General features: G+C 58.3%; 13 protein-coding genes and 2 pseudogenes. 8 read left to right on the forward strand and 7 right to left on the reverse strand.

The window, feature by feature from the left end; all coding sequences use genetic code 11:
- The first annotated feature begins 91 nt into the window (after positions 1 to 91).
- The gene (locus tag N2A98_RS13095) at positions 92 to 1888 is read left to right on the forward strand and encodes an alpha/beta fold hydrolase (RefSeq protein WP_275623574.1); all 1797 of its coding nucleotides are present in this window, start codon (positions 92 to 94) and stop codon (positions 1886 to 1888) included.
- Positions 1876 to 3108 (forward strand): T6SS immunity protein Tli4 family protein, encoded by a 1233-nt coding sequence (locus N2A98_RS13100; protein WP_275623575.1) that lies wholly within the window; start codon positions 1876 to 1878, stop codon positions 3106 to 3108. The genes N2A98_RS13095 and N2A98_RS13100 overlap by 13 nt, the downstream gene beginning before the upstream one ends.
- Positions 3109 to 3137: 29 nt before the next feature.
- Here the strand turns inward: N2A98_RS13100 and N2A98_RS13105 are convergent, their stop codons facing one another.
- A complete protein-coding gene (locus N2A98_RS13105; protein WP_078803105.1) occupies positions 3138 to 4241 on the reverse strand; it encodes a sugar diacid recognition domain-containing protein in 1104 nt (367 codons plus the stop codon).
- Between the two features lie 157 nt (positions 4242 to 4398).
- Here N2A98_RS13105 and N2A98_RS13110 point away from each other — a divergent pair, with 157 nt between their 5' ends.
- Positions 4399 to 5709, forward strand: a complete 1311-nt coding sequence (locus N2A98_RS13110; RefSeq protein ID WP_275623576.1) for an MFS transporter — start codon at positions 4399 to 4401, stop codon at positions 5707 to 5709.
- A 96-nt stretch (positions 5710 to 5805) separates the two neighbouring features.
- Here N2A98_RS13110 and N2A98_RS13115 read toward each other — a convergent pair whose 3' ends face one another.
- On the reverse strand, positions 5806 to 6633 hold the full coding sequence (locus tag N2A98_RS13115; RefSeq protein WP_152641168.1) for a hypothetical protein: 828 nt from the start codon (positions 6631 to 6633) through the stop codon (positions 5806 to 5808).
- Positions 6634 to 6910: 277 nt separating this feature from the next.
- On the opposite strand from N2A98_RS13115, the gene N2A98_RS13120 reads away from it, so the two are divergent.
- The gene (locus tag N2A98_RS13120; protein WP_275623577.1) at positions 6911 to 7129 is read left to right on the forward strand and encodes a hypothetical protein; all 219 of its coding nucleotides are present in this window, start codon (positions 6911 to 6913) and stop codon (positions 7127 to 7129) included.
- 60 nt (positions 7130 to 7189) lie between these two features.
- Here the strand turns inward: N2A98_RS13120 and N2A98_RS13125 are convergent, their stop codons facing one another.
- The gene (locus N2A98_RS13125; protein ID WP_275623578.1) at positions 7190 to 7894 is read right to left on the reverse strand and encodes an SDR family oxidoreductase; all 705 of its coding nucleotides are present in this window, start codon (positions 7892 to 7894) and stop codon (positions 7190 to 7192) included.
- A 101-nt stretch (positions 7895 to 7995) separates the two neighbouring features.
- On the opposite strand from N2A98_RS13125, the gene N2A98_RS13130 reads away from it, so the two are divergent.
- The 3 genes from N2A98_RS13130 (at position 7996) to rarD (ending at position 10909) form a co-directional block, all read left to right on the forward strand.
- Entirely contained in the window at positions 7996 to 8898 is a 903-nt protein-coding gene (locus N2A98_RS13130) for a LysR family transcriptional regulator (RefSeq protein ID WP_078467033.1), read from the forward strand.
- Between the two features lie 82 nt (positions 8899 to 8980).
- Positions 8981 to 9991, forward strand: a complete 1011-nt coding sequence (locus tag N2A98_RS13135) for an aldo/keto reductase (protein WP_275623579.1) — start codon at positions 8981 to 8983, stop codon at positions 9989 to 9991.
- 36 nt (positions 9992 to 10027) lie between these two features.
- Entirely contained in the window at positions 10028 to 10909 is an 882-nt protein-coding gene (gene rarD, locus N2A98_RS13140) for an EamA family transporter RarD (protein WP_032897236.1), read from the forward strand.
- Positions 10910 to 10977: 68 nt separating this feature from the next.
- On the opposite strand, the gene N2A98_RS13145 is transcribed toward rarD, so the two are convergent.
- The 3 genes and pseudogenes from N2A98_RS13145 to N2A98_RS13155 all read right to left on the reverse strand — a co-directional run.
- Entirely contained in the window at positions 10978 to 12180 is a 1203-nt protein-coding gene (locus N2A98_RS13145; protein ID WP_275623580.1) for a DUF6543 domain-containing protein, read from the reverse strand.
- Between the two features lie 164 nt (positions 12181 to 12344).
- Entirely contained in the window at positions 12345 to 13421 is a 1077-nt protein-coding gene (gene hppD, locus N2A98_RS13150) for a 4-hydroxyphenylpyruvate dioxygenase (RefSeq protein WP_032897233.1), read from the reverse strand.
- A 246-nt stretch (positions 13422 to 13667) separates the two neighbouring features.
- Positions 13668 to 13862: pseudogene (locus N2A98_RS13155) on the reverse strand (EamA family transporter); the annotation flags it as partial.
- Positions 13863 to 14351: 489 nt separating this feature from the next.
- On the opposite strand from N2A98_RS13155, the pseudogene N2A98_RS13160 reads away from it, so the two are divergent.
- Positions 14352 to 14642, forward strand: a pseudogene (locus N2A98_RS13160) (LysR family transcriptional regulator substrate-binding protein); the annotation flags it as partial.
- Here the strand turns inward: N2A98_RS13160 and N2A98_RS13165 are convergent.
- Positions 14643 to 14915, reverse strand: coding sequence for a hypothetical protein (locus tag N2A98_RS13165; protein WP_345774702.1), 273 nt, complete (start codon positions 14913 to 14915; stop codon positions 14643 to 14645).
- Between the last annotated feature and the right edge of the window lie 53 nt (positions 14916 to 14968).

Raw genomic sequence — 14968 nt, forward strand, 5'->3', positions numbered from 1 at the left:
TAATAGAGTGTGGCCCAGAAGATTCCAGACAATATCAATTCGGGGGCTCCACGCCGGCCCGCAACAACGCCCTCGACTCAGGGAGAACTTCATGGCCGACACCCCTCAAATGCCACGCATAGCGCCGCTCTCTTATAACGCCCGGGGCAACCCGGTACATACCTGGACCCTCACGCCCAGCCATATCACCGACCCGGTGCATTGCATATTGCCGCCGGATGGGGTGCTGCCGGTGATTTTTGTGCCGGGGATTATGGGGTCGAATTTGAAGAGCAAACCGGAGAAAGGAAAGGGAAAGAATAAGGCGGCTCCCGTCTGGCGGTTGGATGCGGGGTTCATGGGTAAGAATATGTGGTTGGCCCTGAACTGGATAAACAAAAAGGCGGGTATACGACAGCAACTATTGCACCCCGCCAGGGTAGAGGTCGATAACAAAGGCGCAGTGCCGGAGCGCTCTGTCGGCACGGTCATAGTGCCGCCAGAGCCGGACAGGAAAAAAACCATCCTGGCTCTGACCAAGCGCTACGAAGAGCGCGGATGGGGCGAAGTCAGCGAAACCAGCTACCACGCGTTTCTTCTGTGGCTGGAAGACACCCTTAACAGCGAATTCATGCCGCATAAATGGCCGCAATTCGACATTCGGCCTGAGCATCTGCATACCCGCAGTGTCGAGCCCGGCCCAGTTCAAGTCACCGAGTTGAAACCTGAAATGCCCATCGCCATGCCCGGGTTGGGCGCTAACCTGGCGGCGCAGTTGCCGTCGATTATTTCGGACGAGTTGGCGGCGCGTGGTGGCTACCGTATGCCGGTGCATGCCTGTGGTTACAACTGGCTGGACTCCAACGAGGAGGCCGCTTCAAGGCTGGCTGTGCGTATTGATGAACTCATGCAGCAGTACGGTCGCAACTGCCAACAGGTGATTCTGGTTACCCACTCCATGGGCGGGCTGGTGGCACGTCGATGCGGGCAGCTACCGGGTATGGCCGACAAAATTGCCGGCGTCGTGCACGGCGTGATGCCCGCCATCGGGGCGCCGGTCGCTTACCGTCGCTGCAAGGTCGGCATGCGCGACGAAGACCCCATTGCCGGTGCGGTCATTGGCCCCACCGGTCAGGAGGTCACCGCTGTATTTGCGCAGGCACCTGGTGCCTTGCAATTGCTGCCCACCCAGGACTATGCCCAGGGCTGGCTGCGGCTGATTGACGAGCGCGGAGCTCCGGCTATGCCGCGTCAACCGGTAAAAGATCCTTATGAAGAGATTTATCTACGCCGCGACCGTTGGTGGGGATTGTTGCGTGAAGAGTGGTTGGCACCGAAGGATGGGGATCCGATTACGTGGGAAGATTTTGAGGAAAACATGTCGGAAGCGAAGCGGTTCCATCAGAAAATCGCTGGCTCCTACCACCCTCAAACCTACGTTTACTACGGCAACGACGATAAGCACCCCAGTTTCGAATCCATCACCTGGGAAATGCGTCGTGGGTCTCGCCTCAATGGCCCTTATGCCTCAAGCCCGGATGCCTTCACGGTGTCCAGCCTGCAAATGCATGAGGTGCGTGACGACGGACGAAGCCCGTTGTACGTAGGCGGGCAAGCCGAAAGCATAATGCCCCCACGGGGTGACCCCGATGCGCCAGTGAAGACCGTGCAGACCAGCTATTGGGAACTGCATTGCCGTATGCAGGACGGCGCTGGCGACGGCACCGTACCGGTGAGTTCCGGCCGGGCGCCGATCAGGCAGGTCCGCCAGGGTTCTGTCCGCCAGCAAGTGCAGGCACCGGGTTTCGATCATGAGGCCTCCTACGCCAACCCGCTCACCCAGCAATTCACTCTCTACTCCCTGATCAAGATCGCGGCGAAAGCCAAGAGGCCTCTATGCGCAGGCTGACCGTATTTTTTACATGCCTGCTGCTTGGATCGGTTGCAGGGTGCACCACCTTCAAACAACCCAGTGAACAGGAGAAACAAACCGTGCACGAATTGACCAGCAACATGCGCACCTGGGCGCTGGGCCGTGGGCTGATCGACTTGCCTTCCAGTTGGACCGGCGGAGGGGATGTGAAGTTGTATTACGGGCTGGGGGCCGATCATGCATCCGTTGAAGTGCGGGTGTTGGGCGAGGGGGTGTCACAGCAACGCTTTTCCGCGGCCTTGCAGGAACGGGCCAGCAGGATCGCCGCGGTCAAAAACTATGAGATGGATGACGTATCAATGCTGGTGTCAGCCAAAGCGCAGACACCGCAAAGTGTCATGTTGCAATACTACCGGCGTCCAACACCGCGTCAGACTTTCGTTCACGAACTCCACCTGCTGGTCGATGACGTCTACGTCATGCTCCGAGCTGACTCCTTCAAGGGTAATACCGCCCCTGTTGAAGATCGTCTGTTAAAACTTTCAAAAGAGATCTTCAAAGTCACCCCTGAAGCCGCAGGCGCAGGCTTTGCACTGGGCTCCATTGTCATTCGCAGTCATCACGATCAGGAGATCGCTAGTTTCGACTTTAGCCCACCAGCCTCAGATGTCTCGCTGAGTATCTATATCAACGCTTTGTCGCCTGATGATGAAGAACGCTTGCACGTGCGCACCCCCAAAGACGGGCAAATTTTTCTCGCCGGGGATTTCGAAAATTTGCGGGCAAGGAAAATTACGTTGGCCGGCATGCAAGCTGAAGAGTCCCTGATCGGCTTCAGCGATGACACTCACCGTCAAATACTCTTTGTGAGCGAAAACTACCGGGACAATCCTTCGCTGGCTCGGCCTGGCATGAGCATCCGTTTGTCGGCGGGTGGCATGAAAGGAGAGCCCGTTGATCCCAACGAACCGGAAGACCTGGTGCGCTGGACCCTTCCCCAATTCGCCAACAAAGGCTACGAACGGCCTCTCTGGCAACAACCCGCGTCACCAGAACCCGTCAACCCCTCACTCACCGACTACGAAGCCATGGCCGTGTGGGACGCCATCCTCAAATCCGTACGCCTCCGCTACGGTTCGGTCGTGCCCAAGCCGGACCCGTGGGCCAACATTCGCGGGCCCAGTGCCGAGGAGGTTGCCGAAAACAAACGCATCCTCGATGAGTTCATTGCCAGTTTTGAAAAACGTAAGCCGTGACATTGGGAGAACAGCTAATAACACGAATTTTAGCGTTCGCTCTGGGGCAGCAGTTGGACGCCCAGGTACAAGGCAAGCATCCCATCGAGCGTCAGCGGGTCTACGCCGCTGAGTTCAGCGATGCGCTCCATGCGGTAGCGCAGGCTGTTGCGGTGAATGCCCAAGGCGTCGGCACACGCCTGGCTTTGCCCATCGTGTTCGCACCAACTGCGCAACGTGGCGAGCAGTTGCCCGTTGCTGTCCTTGGCCAACACCTTGCGCAACGGACTGAGCAGCTCATCCAGGGCGTCGTCGTTGCGATGACGCCACAGCATCACCGGCAGGCGGTAACGGTTGAGGGTCAACAGGCGTGATTGCGGCAGGATATCGCGGCCGTAGGCAAGCAGATCCCCAACCCGTCGGTAACAGCGGCGCAGCCCCGCCAAACCTTCCGCTTGCCCGCCGATGGCCACGCGCAGGATGTTCCAGCCCAGGCCGTCGAGCTTTTCCAGCAAGCGGGGATTATCGACCTGCACCGCGGCGGGTCGGCACCACAGCAAGGAAAACTGCGCAGAACTGACGCACCAACTGTCCGGGTAACGGCTGGCGAGCCAGGCGCTCAAAGCCTCCGCCGTTTGGCCCGGGCCCAGTTCAAACAGGTACGGCGTGCGCGCCAGTTGTGGCTTGAGCCCCAGTTGCTGGGCTTCGTCCACCAGGCGCGGGGAGTCGCCGCTGTCGGCCAACAGCAGGGCCAGCAGATCATCGCAACGCTGGCGCCGCCATTGTTGCTCGGCTTGCTGGTGGCGTTGGCTGACCAGCATTTCAGCGGTCATGCGCACCAGTTCGGCATAGGTGCGCAGCCCATCCGGCTCGCCGGTGATACCCAGCACGCCGATCAGGCGTTGATCGTGCAGCAGCGGCAGGTTGATGCCCGGCTGTACGCCCTTGAGATGCTTGGCGGTCTGCCCGTCGATTTCCACCACGCGCCCATTGGCCAGCACCAGTTGCGCACCTTCATGGCGCGTGTTGATACGCTCCGGCTCGCCGCTGCCCAGGATCAAGCCCTGGCTGTCCATGACATTGACGTTATGGGGCAGGATCGCCATGGTGCGATCGACAATCTCCTGCGCCAGGGCATGATCCAGCTCGAACATGAGGCTAATTTCCTGAAAAAGGTTGTTCACCGGCACAGCGCAAAGAGGGCTTGACTGTGCGCCAGCACAAAGACAGTTGCCCGTCACGTCACCGAGACTGTCAGGGCGGTCAACGTTACCCTCGCACCGCGAAAAATCATAATAAAGAGAGAATCCCATGTCACAGAGCGCCACTGCCGCACTGGCCAGCGATGACGATAAAAACGCCATCTACAAGCGCGTTACCCTGCGCCTGATCCCCTTCATCTTTATCTGCTACCTGTTCAATTACCTCGACCGGGTAAACGTTGGCTTTGCCAAGTTGCAGATGCTCGATGCGTTGAAATTCAGTGAAACCGTGTACGGCCTGGGGGCCGGGATTTTCTTTATCGGCTACGTGCTGTGCGGCGTGCCGAGTAACCTGGCGCTGACCCGGTTCGGCCCACGGCGCTGGATCGCGTTGATGATGATCGTGTGGGGCACGCTCTCCACATGCCTGCTGTTTGTGACCACGCCCACGCATTTCTACACTTTGCGCCTGTTTACGGGTGCCGCTGAAGCCGGCTTCTTTCCAGGGGTGGTGTTGTACCTTTCGCAGTGGTTTCCGACCTTTCGCCGCGGGCGGATCATGGCACTGTTCATGTCAGCGATCCCGGTGTCCGGTTTGCTCGGCAGCCCGTTTTCCGGCTGGATTCTCAATCACTTCGCCGCAGGCCAAGGTGGCTTGGCGGGCTGGCAGTGGATGTTCCTGCTGCAAGGCATCCCGACTGTAATCCTCGGCGCCCTCGCCTATTTCTTGCTCAGTGACAGCTTCGCCAACGCCAAGTGGCTCAAGCCCCATGAGCGTGCAGTGCTGGAAGCCGACCAAGCCACGGACCTGGCGAACAAACCCAAAACCACCAGCGACTCCCTGGCCGAAGTGTTCAAGAACCCCGCGATCTGGGCGTTCGGCCTGATCTACTTCTGCATCCAGAGTGGCGTGTATGCGATCAACTTCTGGCTGCCGTCGATCATCAAGAACATGGGCTTCAGCGATAACCTGGTGATTGGCTGGCTCAGCGCTATTCCGTATCTGCTGGCAGCGGTGTTCATGCTGCTGGTGGGCCGCTCCGCCGACTTGCGCAAGGAGCGCCGCTGGCATTTGGTGGTGCCGATGTTGATGGGCGCCCTCGGCCTGGTCATTGCAGTGAACTTCGCCACCACGCCGGCCATTGCCATCCTCGGCCTGACCATCGCCACCATGGGCGCCCTGACCGGCCTGCCGATGTTCTGGCCGGTGCCCACCGCGATGCTCAGCGCGGGTGCGGCGGCGGGTGGCTTGGCGTTGATCAACTCCATGGGGCAGATGGCGGGTTTTCTCAGCCCCTATATCGTGGGTTTTGTGAAGGATGCCACCGGGTCTACGGATGTGGCGTTGTACCTGCTGGCGGCGGTGATTGTGGGTGGGAGTGTGTTGGCGTTGCGGATGACCCGTGCGTTGAAGGCATGAGTACCAATTTGCGGACATAAGGCTTGCCCTTGCCTGCCACCGGCAAGGCGCCCATCGTGCTGGATAACCTCCGATGGGCGCCTACTGGGTCAATACCTACGGATGATGGACATCAAAGGAGCCCACAGCGGAAAATTTATTGAGTTCATCGTCGAATTCGCATTTGAACTGCCCCTTGCCATGTCCCGTTTCAGGTACATGCTCTAAAACCACCTCACCGCTGCGTGCCTCTAATAAGGCACGTTTTGCGAACTGCGTGAACAACACCCTTACAGCAGGATCGTCACCACCCAACTTATAGGTGCCTGGCGACGTTCCCTTGTTGACCACAATAGACAAGAGATCATCTTGAGTCGGGATGGGGTCATAGTTGTGAATGCGCCCTTTTATAGCGTCAGCATCCTTGGGCAGCGGAAACAGGTCCAAATGATTTATCTCGACCGTTGTGGCTTCAAAAGTCGGATACGGAGGCTCGGCGCCACTAAAGTCTGCTGTGATAGAGCCGGTCCCGTTGCTGACCTCAAAGATGCCATTGGAAACCTCGACTTCATGAGCATCTGCTTGTGCTTTGAAACTGAACGTCGCCCTCATCCGGTTATCTTTAAGCGACACCGTGATCTCGCCTGTCTTGGCAGAGAAATCAAGCTGCTGTGTATAGAGCGAAATGGCGGTGTTTTGGCTACCTATCGAGAACGTGTGAGGTTGACCATCGTCACACAGGCTGCTGGGGACGTTAATGGTGAACACAATCAAACTACCGCCGGTTGAAGGGCGTCCGTAACTGATAAGGGTCCAGACCTGCTGATCAAGGCGCAGCTCCTGGGTCGGATCTCCGACATAATCAAGGGAGAGGTAGCCATTCAACGTCGCGGTGAAGGTACCTTTTGACAAGGGTAGAATTGGGACGCGCACTGATTGATCCATGTTAGTCATGCCTCGCCAATAATCAGTTGATAAAGGAGTTCGCCGTGATGTTAGTGGCCTGTAAGCGTGAGTGAAACTGTCAACATTGACAGGTATAAAGATGTTTTTTTAATAGCCTATTTCAACGGACACTATGTCACCTGCTGCCGACGCTACCCTCGCAACCGTGCGACCAATGAAAGTGCCTTTGACCTGTTATTTCTAACAGTACCAAAGCCCATTTTACGCGCCTAGGCTGATGGTTCAGACATTCACTTACGTCTAGAGAGCTACCGGCATGAACACTAAAGCAACGGGCACTCAAGGTGCTTTTACAGTGGACGTAATAGGCCACCACACCCTGAGTTTCGAGGGCGATGCCGATGAAATGCAGCTCAACAAAGCCGTTGATGATGATCAGGCCTCAGGCACTTTTTACTGTACGTTCAACAAAGACAAGAGTGATGAGTTTAAGGTTGTCGATGGGCTGTTCAGTCTGGTTAAGGTTTCCGATTGAATCCAGGATACTTCACTGCCAGGGATGGCTTGTCGTCTCATCGACAAGCCATCTCTTTGTCTACAGCAGACCACCGCCATCGATATCAACCACTGCCCCGGTCATAAAGCCATTTTCCATGGCCAGCACATACCCCGCCGCCACTTCTTCAGCCTGCCCCACCCGCCCAACCGGCAACGCCCCACCCGCCTTGGCAAACATCGCCAAGCGCTGCTCTTCGCCAAGCCCTGCGTAGGCCGGTGTGTCTATCACCCCCGGGCTGATCACATTGACTCGACGCGGCGCCAGTTCTTTCGCCAGTTGCTTGCCCAAGGCCTCAGTCGCAGCGTTAATGCCCGTCTTGATGAACTGCCCTGGCGCCAACTTGCGCCCCAGTTGGCCCGAGGTCAGGGCGATGCTGCCCTGTTCATGCAGAAAGGGCAGCGCGTGTTGAATGGCGCGTAGTGCGCCCCAGAGCTTCACATCGAAGTTGTCCTGGGCTTCATCCAGGTCGGTTTCAATCAAAGCCTTGGCCCGTACTGAAGGCCCCGAGGTGTAGACCAGATGATCAAACCGCCCCACGGTTTCGAACAGTTGCTTTAAAGAGGCGCTGTCGGTGACGTCCACTGGCTCGCTGTGCAGGCCGTTGGCGGAACTTGACGCCAAGCGGCGCCCAGCCACGACCACCTTCGCGCCGCGCGCCAAGGCTGCCTGGGCCACTGCCGCGCCGATACCGCTGCTGCCGCCGATAACAATGATGGTTTTGCCGCTCAGAGAAGAGGTCATGAGAAAACTACCTGGGTCAGAAAGTGAGCGTTCATCTTCCCAGCTTGGTAATCGATGAAAAATCCGGGTAAAACGACAAGATCTTTAAAGGATTTTTATCAATGAGCTCGATTCTCGACCTTGAAGTCTTCGTGCGCAGCGCCGACACCGGCAGCCTCACGGCCGCCGCCCGTGGCCTGGGCCTCACGCCAGCCGCGGCGAGTATTGCACTCAAGCGCCTTGAGACCCGCCTCGGCATCCGCCTGCTCGCTCGCTCCACGCGCAGCATGCGCCTGACTGAAGAAGGCCGGCGCTACCTGGACAGTGTGCGGGTGGCGCTGGAGGCGTTGTCGGAAGGCGAGCACGCCATCAAGCAACAAGGCCAGAGCCTCAGTGGTTTATTGCAGTTGGCCGCGCCCTCGGACTTTGGCCGCAATGTGCTGCTGGGTTGGCTGGACGAGTTCAAGCTGGAGCACCCTGATATCCGCTTGCAACTGTTGCTCAACGACAGCAATGCCGACTTGTTTCGCGACACCGTCGACATTGCCTTGCGCTTTGGCGTGCCGAGGGACTCCAGCCTCGTGGCCCTGCCGGTCGTACCCGATCACCATCGCATTGCCTGCGCCAGCCCCGACTACCTGGCGCGCCACGGCACACCGCTTAAGCCCGAAGACCTGGCCCACCACAGCACGCTGCGCTATATGCGCCGGGGCCAGGCCAATAGCACCTGGTATTTCCGCCAGGGGCCGTTGCTTCAAGAAGTCGAGGTGAGCGGTGACTACCTCAGCGATGACGGCGAGATTGTCCGCCGCTGGGCGCTGGCGGGGCATGGCATTGCCTATAAAGCAAACCTGGATGTGGCCCGTGATATCCAGGCTGGGCGGTTGGTACCCTTGCTACCCGACTGGCAAGGCGAACCCGCGCCGTTCAACCTGATGTGCCCGCACCGCCTGCAAGTGTCGGAACGCGTGAAAGTGCTGCACCGTTTTTTACAGGCGCGCTGCGTGACTTTGCTACGCACATGAAGAAATGCGCCCAGGGCTTGTTCCAGAGCGCTCGGGTCTGGTATTGCATCACTTACATTTTGCCTGCCATGAGGAGCTTTGCATGATTTACCGCACATTGGGCCACTCCGGGTTGAAGGTCAGCGCTCTGACCCTCGGCACCATGATGTTTGGCGAACAGACCAGCACCGAAGATTCGCTGCGCATCATCGACAAGGCTTGGGACCAGGGCATCAATTTCATCGACACCGCTGACGTGTACACAGGCGGGCGCTCCGAGGAAATCGTCGGTGAGGCGATTGCACGCAACCGCCACGATTGGGTGGTGGCCTCCAAGGTCGGCTTCGGCCCTGCCGATGGCGTGCCCAACCGCAGCGGTTTGAGCCGCAAGCGTATGTTCACTGCGCTGGAGGCCAGCCTGGCACGCCTGGACACCGACTACCTGGACATCTACTACCTGCACCGCGAAGACCACGACACGTCGTTGGAGGTGACCGTGTCCGCCATCGGTGACCTGATCCGCCAGGGCAAGGTCCGCTACTGGGGCCTGTCCAATTACCGGGGTTGGCGCATCGCTGAAGTGATTCGCGTGGCTGAACGCCTGGGGGTCGATAAACCTATCATCAGCCAGCCGCTGTACAACATCGTCAACCGTCAGGCCGAGGTCGAGCAGATCACCGCCGCAACGGCCTACGGCCTGGGCGTGGTGCCTTACAGCCCGCTGGCCCGAGGGGTGCTCAGCGGCAAGTACGCACCGGACGTCACGCCTGAACCCGGCAGCCGTGCAGCGCGCCAGGACAAGCGCATCCTGGAAACCGAGTGGCGGGTTGAATCACTGCGCATTGCCCAGCAGATCCAGCAATACACCCAAGGGCGTGGCGTAGGGATTGTCGAGTTCGCAATCGCCTGGGTGCTGAACAATGCGGCGGTGAGCTCGGCGATTGTGGGGCCACGGACCGAGGCGCAGTGGGACGCCTACACCGGCGCGCTGGCGGTGAAGATCAGTGCCGAAGACGAGGCGTTCATTGATTCGTTGGTCACACCGGGGCATTCGTCCTCGCCGGGGTTCAACGATGTCGGGCATTTTGTATCCGGTCGGTTGGCACGCCTGTAGACTGCCAACGAAATAATCGGCTTTCGCGAGGACAGTGTGTCTAAAGGTGTGGTGTTATCGGTCTTGGCCTCGGTGTTGTTTGCGGTGATGTATTACTTCACATCGCTGCTTACCCCCTTGAGTGGCCTGGAAATTTTCGGCTGGCGCATGTTGCTCACCGTGCCCTGCATGACGGTGTTCATGATTGTCAGCGGTGAGTGGCGCAGGGTGTGGGAACTGCTGCGCATGCTGGCGGCTAAGCCACGGCTGATTGGCGGCGTGCTGGTGTCTTCTGCCCTGCTCGGCGTGCAGTTGTGGCTGTTCATGTGGGCGCCGCTCAATGGGCGCAGCCTGGACGTGTCGGTGGGGTATTTCCTGCTGCCGTTGACCATGGTGCTCACCGGGCGCCTGGTCTACGGCGAGCGCCTCTCACGGCTGCAACAGATCGCCGTGGTGTTGGCCGCGCTTGGCGTGTTGAACGAGCTGTATCAGGCCGGTGGTTTTTCCTGGGCCACACTGGTGGTGATCATCGGTTACCCGGTGTACTTCGTGGTGCGTAAGTACCTGAGCACCGACCATCTGGGTGGGCTGTGGCTGGATATGGCGTTGATGCTGCCGGTGGCCTGGTGGTTTGTACAAAGCGGCGAACAAGGCTTTGCTGTGCTGGATGGGCACCCAAAGCTCTATGCATTGATTCCCATGCTGGGCCTTATCAGTGCCTCGGCGCTGGTGAGCTATATCATTGCCAGTCGCTTGCTGGCGTTCAGCCTGTTCGGGCTGCTGAGCTACGTGGAGCCGGTGCTGTTGCTGGCGGTGGCGTTGCTATTGGGTGAAGGCATCCAGGGTGGGCAATGGCTGACCTATATCCCGATCTGGCTGGCGGTGATGGTGCTGGTGTATGAAGGGTTCAAGCACTTGGTGCGTCAGCGCCGAGCCTGAAAGGCCGGCTGGGATTGGATGGGGTTATGGGGGCATCCTTACCCCTCTGTATTACAGCCTGGATTGAATCAGGTCCTCACCTGAGTGGTCGGCTCTTTGTAAGTGCCGACCTGCCCCTCGATGACATAGGCCACGTCGTTGAATCTATCCCTCCATGCGCCATAGTGGGGAATATTGCTTTGGACTTGACTGCCCCCCCTTTCCAGGGTGGCATCCATCTGTTCCTTATCAACCCCAAACACCTTGCCGATCCGATTGTCATGGTTCAATTCAAGCAGCGTTCCTTTCGCTGGATTCTTCAGTATTTCTTCGATGGAGGTGGCAACGTCGCCAGGCACGCCTAGCTCTTTGAGCGCCATTCCAATACCGCGCAACGGGTTTCTGAGTTGCCTCACGAACTCATCCAGGAGCCCGCGCATATCATTGGCGCCCGCATTGTCCAATGAAACGCTGGCAACTTTCTTGGTGAATTGGTTAAGCGTCATCGGTTCCAGCGGTTTGTTGTCGTTCAACCCGTTTTGAGCGAAAAACCATTCTTTCCCATTGCTGCCGTGCATGTTTCCATAAGCGTCGTAGGTATAAAGTAATTTCTTACCATCTTCTGGATACCCGATATAGGTCGCTTTTCCATCTGGCGTGACGTTGTGAAGCTGCGTGCGCACCAGCCCACTGATCTGAACCGGTGGCACTGAAACGTCTTTGTTCAACCGTTCGAAAATATCACCCGTCTCATAGCCAAAACTGCCCACGACTGCATTGATGTCGCCATCAGCGAACTCGCCGAACTTCTTGTTAACCCGATCCTCCTGTTTCGGCGCTTTATCACTGGAAAAATGCTCGGTAAATCGCTTGCGCTCGGTCGGGTCGCTGGCCACATCCTTGAGCCAGGCAGTCATCTCCTCTGCATTTTTGAACTCATGAAACGATGTCACGTCTTCTTCCGGCATATACAGGACGAGATTAGGCCCCTCTTCTGTAGGCGGCACGCGCTTGATCACCGTCATGTCGTTGGACTGAACGCCATCAACGGCAAATGTCGAGACCTGCACACCCGGTTTATCGCGAGAGACTGCTGCCTTCACCCACTGATATCCCTCTGCGCTGAGTGTGCCGCCCAAGTACTCGGTTTCATTGTCATCGAGAAACTTTTTACGCGCTTGATCGACCGGATCTGCATCACCGGTTGAACGGACATTGCGCGCGGGGCCCGACTGCTCCATGGATATAGGTGACCCGATCGGGCGTTGAGGGGCAGGAGAATTCACATTCATAAGAGAGCCTCTTCATAGTGGAAGCGCAGGTTTTTCTGCGTCCTGCCCTTTGTGTGATTGTTGAAGAAACACCTGTTCCCAGTAAACCGCATGGCATTTGCAACACGATGCATCACGCACAAAAAAGCCCAGTTAAAACTGGGCTTTTTTGCTTTAACCCGTCATCAATCGGCGGTCAGTACACCACGACGCACCTGGTCGCGCTCGATCGACTCGAACAACGCCTTGAAGTTGCCCTCGCCAAACCCATCGTCGCCTTTGCGCTGGATGAATTCGAAGAACACCGGGCCCATCAGGGTTTCCGAGAAGATCTGCAGCAGTAGACGCTTGTCACCGGCAACCGACGAGCCATCCAGCAGGATGCCACGCGATTGCAACTGGTCCACCGGCTCACCGTGGTTCGGCAGGCGGCCTTCAAGCATTTCGTAGTAAGTGTCGGGCGGCGCGGTCATGAAGCGCATGCCGATTTTCTTCAGCGCGTCCCAGGTCTGGACCAGGTCGTCGGTGAGGAACGCTACGTGCTGGATGCCCTCGCCGTTGAACTGCATCAGGAACTCTTCGATCTGCCCGGCGCCCTTGGACGATTCTTCGTTCAACGGGATACGGATCTTGCCGTCCGGCGCGCTCATGGCCTTGGAGGTCAGGCCGGTGTATTCGCCTTTGATGTCGAAATAACGCGCTTCGCGGAAGTTGAACAGCTTCTCGTAGAAGTTGGCCCAATAGATCATGCGCCCGCGATAGACGTTGTGGGTCAGGTGGTCGATGACCTTCAGGCCCGCGCCTACCGGGTTGCGATCAACGCCTTCGAGGTACACGAAGTCAATGTCGTAGATCGAGTTGCCTTCGCCGAAACGGTCGATCAGGTACAACGGCGAACCACCAATGCCTTTGATTGCCGGCAGGTTCAATTCCATCGGGCCGGTGTCGATGTGGATCGGCTGGGCCCCCAACTCCAGGGCACGCTTGTAGGCTTGTTGCGAGTCCTTGACGCGGAACGCCATGCCGCACACCGACGGGCCGTGCTCGGCCGCGAAGTAGGAAGCGAGGCTGTCGGGTTCGTTGTTGAGGATCAGGTTGATCTCACCCTGGCGATACAGGTGCACGTTCTTGGAACGGTGGGTCGCCACTTTGGTGAAGCCCATGATCTCGAAGATCGGCTCCAGGGTGCCTGGGGTGGGCGAGGCGAATTCGATGAATTCAAAGCCCATCAGGCCCATTGGGTTTGCGAGTTGGTCGGTCATGTTCGGTGCCTCATCATTCTTGTAGGTAGCAATTGATTAGTTGCGAGCAAGGATGAGGCTGGAGGGTGGCGCACAAGAGAGGCCCCGCACGCTGCGGGCGAGGAAGTCACCAAAGATGAGGGGGGAGCCAAGTAGCTTCATGGTGTCATCAGTCTCTGACGGCCGAGGCTTGCGTGAGCGCAAGTCCATATTCTTGTATGCGTAAACTGATTCTACACAGCGTAACCAGGTTTGTCCGTACTCTTATCAAATCCCCATTGCCCTGCCCCGCGCAAGGGGTTTGTTGCACAGGTAGATACCCAGCAGGATGATCGCGCCGCCGAGCAACATCGGCATTGTCAGCGGTTCGTCCAGCAGCACCGTACCGCAAATGACTGCCGTCAACGGGTTAAGCGCGATGAACACCCCGGAGCGTGTGGCGCCTATGCGACGAATGCCATCGATAGCCGATATCCACGATGCGAAGCGAGTCGCTCTTGATCTGCTTTTGATTTTGATCTTAAGCGCCCCGTTAAACCACGCTGGCCGGAATTCGATAGGGATTTGGGGGGTAAACCGGCAGGGATGCCGGTTTAGCCGCCCCGCGCCATGGATGGCGCGTGGCGGCGGCCCCCCCAAATCACTGGCGGATTACGGGCACACCGAGCCTAAGCGAGGTGCCGAGTGGTGGGGCAAGAGCGTTTTGCTTACTTTTGCGCTTTTCAAAAGTGAGCCGCTGTCAGAGCGGAACCCTAAGCAGCCGTTACCGCAGCAATGGATATGCACACAATCCGTTGACTGTGAGGCCGTCTTCGCAGGCAAGCCAGCTCCCACATTTGGACTGCGGTGCGTCAGGTAGATAAGCATCGGCTATCAGGCCGTCGCGGGAGCAAGCTCCCTCTCCACAGGTTCAGCGTCATACCCAAGTTGTGTAGATACCTATGCGCCGATGAGGCCATGACCTTGCAGGCGCTCTGCGATGAACCCTTTATCCTGACTGAAGCCGGCTCGTCGGAGCTGGTGTTGCTCAGCACGTTGGAGGCGGTCAGCCGGGGCGATGGTTTGTGTGTGGTTGCGCAGGCTCCCCTGCCGGAACATGCCGGCTCGCATTATGTGGCGTTGCCATTGGCACCGCGGGTACCGCGTCGGATCGGGCTGGCGGTGCTGGATCGGCGTCAGTCTTCCCCGGCTGCCCTGGCATTCATCGCGCTGGCACAAGGGCTGTACCCCTCGCCTACTTAGTTACCGGCCTATGCGCTGCGTCCTCTCCTGCGTCGCGCCATAGTCATCCAATGTAGTGAAACGCAGCGTCGGCGTACCTCGCCACGGTACAACCCAACCCGGCATGCTCAACTCGACCGTTGAGCGCGGAGCCAGCATCGGTGGGTTTTCGTGGCGGTATGCGACGCCCTCAAGATTGAGCGCCACGCTGGACAAGGTCACATGAAAGGCACTCGGGTTGCGCACCCGCAGCACCGGGCGGTCGTCTGCCAGTTGCCATTGCAGCGCCGCCACGGCATCTTCCGCCCTGCCTGGCAACGCGTTGGGGCGCAGGAACAGTTTGATGC

Source organism: Pseudomonas sp. FJ2-5-13 (assembly GCF_029201605.1).
GTDB classification, from domain to species: Bacteria; Pseudomonadota; Gammaproteobacteria; order Pseudomonadales; family Pseudomonadaceae; genus Aquipseudomonas; species Aquipseudomonas lactis.